Genomic DNA, 2,162 nt, shown 5'->3' with positions numbered 1-2,162 from the left:
GGGCCCGCCGGCGGCCCCCGGGGCGCCGCCGAGCGCCCGCGCGGGCTGCTGGCGTACCCGGCGCAGAGCAACTTCACCGGCGTGCAGCACCCGCTGGACTGGATCGCGACCGCCCAGGCCCACGGCTACGACGTCGTCCTCGACGCGGCCGCGTACGTGCCGACGAACCGCCTGGACCTCGGCCGCCACCACCCGGACTTCACCGTCGTCAGCTGGTACAAGGTCTTCGGCCACCCCACCGGCGTCGGTGCCCTGATCGCCCGCCGGCCGGCGCTGGCCAGGCTGCGCCGCCCGTGGTTCTCCGGCGGCACGATCTACGCGGTGAGCGCGCAGGCGCGGTGGCACGTCCTCGCCGACGACGAGGCCGCGTTCGAGGACGGCACGGTCAACTTCCTGGCCATACCGGACGTCACCGCCGGGCTCGCCTGGATCGAGCGCGTCGGCATGGACCGCGTCCACGACCACGTCGCCGCGCTGACGGGGCGCCTGCTCGCGGGGCTGCGGACGCTGCGGCACAGCGACGGCTCGCCGCTGGTCCGGGTGTACGGGCCGGACCGTACCGGCACACCGCGCGGCGGCACGGTCGCGCTGAACGTCCTCGACGCCGGCGGGCGGGTCGTCGACGAGCGCGTCATCATCCGCGACAGCGCCGCGTCCGGCATCTCGCTGCGCACCGGCTGCTTCTGCAACCCGGGCGCCGGCGAGGCGGCCTTCGGCCTGCCGCCGCGCCGGCTGCGCCGGGCGGCCCGCCGGCGGCTCGGGTCGCTGGAGGAGTACCTGGAGCTGCTGCACCTGCCCTCGGCGGGCGCGGTGCGCGTCTCGCTGGGGCCGGCGTCGCAGCCCGGCGATGTCGAAACGTTTCTGTCGTTTGTGCGGCGGACGTACCGGGACCGGGTGCCCGACGTGGCGGGGCTGGCGCCGCGGCTGGGCTGCTGACCCCCGGGGCCCGGACCGGGCCGCGACCCGCGCCCGGGGCCCGCCGTCCGGCTCGCGTCGTTCCCCGCCGGCGGGCTCACCCGCGGCGCACCGGCGCGCGCGGGAGAGCGCCCGCGGTCCTAGCGGCCCTGCCGGCTCCGCACCGCCCCGTCCCGGCACTTGCGCACCAGCACCCACCACGTCAGCGCCACGAACACCACCGCGAAGCCCGCCAGGATCACCCACCCCCGGCCCGCCGGGTGCCCGAAGGAGTCCCCGTACGACGCCAGCAGCGGCTGCCCCTGCGGGGAGCCGCCCGCGCGCCACAGCGCCTCCAGCCCCACCCCGCTGCCCAGCGCCTCGAACGCCCAGCGGTTGGTCATCGCCCAGCTGATCGCCTCGCCGCCCGCGGTCATCCGCGGCACCGGCACGAACGCGCCCGAGAACAGCACCTGCGGAAAGCACAGCAGCGGCAGCATCAGCGTCGCCTGCCCCGGCTCCGACACCGCGGCCGACGCGAGCAGCCCGAGCGCGAGCGCGGCGGCCGAGGCCAGCACGCTCGACGCGAACAGCGACGCGTACGTGCCCCAGCCGGCCGCGGGCAGCCGGTCCAGGGCGCGGAGCACCGCCAGCAGCAGCGCGTCGGCGACGGCGAGTACCGGGAGCATCGTGGTGAGCTTGGCGGCGACGTACGGGCCGATCCGCAGGCCGGCGAGCCATTCGCGGCGTACGACGGGCAGCTCGGTGCAGATCTGCAGCAGGCCGTACGTCAGCCCGAAGAAGAACGCGCCGAAGGCGATCCAGAACATGATCATCGCGGTGGACGCGGGGTCCGGCGACGCGGGGTCGAACGCGCCGGCCCGGAAGAGCACGGCGAACATCGCCACGATCATGACCGGTGAGCCGGCGAGGACGGCGACGGAGAGCCGGTTGTGGAGCATGAGGGCGGTGCCGCGACGGGTGAGCAGGGTCCACTGGCCCAGGGCGCCGCCGCGGGCCGCCGTGCCGGCGGCGCGGGCGGACCCGGCGGTTCGGGCCGGTGCCGCGGGTACGGCCGGTGCCGCCTGCTCGGCCGCTCCGGCCGGTCCGGTCGGTCCCGACGGTCCGGTCGGTCCGGACGGTCCGGTCGGTCCCGACGGACCTGCCGGTCCGGCGGGGGAGGCGGACGCCGCGGGCTCCCGGCGGGAGGGGGGTGCCGTGGGCGCGTCCGCAGCCGCGGGCCCGGCGGCGGACGCCGGGCCCCCGCC

Annotated in this window: 2 protein-coding genes; one reads left to right on the top strand and one right to left on the bottom strand. The window is 77.5% G+C overall.

Translation table 11 applies throughout. From position 1 onward, the window contains the following. A partial coding sequence (locus ABD317_RS36185) for an aminotransferase class V-fold PLP-dependent enzyme (RefSeq protein WP_344296177.1) occupies positions 1-936 on the top strand: 936 nt, incomplete at its 5' end. Between the two features lie 119 nt (positions 937-1,055). Here ABD317_RS36185 and ABD317_RS36180 read toward each other — a convergent pair. Continuing rightward, positions 1,056-1,883, bottom strand: coding sequence for an ABC transporter permease (locus ABD317_RS36180; protein WP_344296179.1), 828 nt, complete (start codon positions 1,881-1,883; stop codon positions 1,056-1,058). Between the last annotated feature and the right edge of the window lie 279 nt (positions 1,884-2,162).

Source organism: Streptomyces synnematoformans, assembly GCF_039531005.1.
GTDB lineage: Bacteria > Actinomycetota > Actinomycetes > Streptomycetales > Streptomycetaceae > Streptomyces > Streptomyces synnematoformans.
Note: the sequence above shows the minus strand (reverse complement) of the source record. Positions and strands in the feature narration are given on the sequence as shown.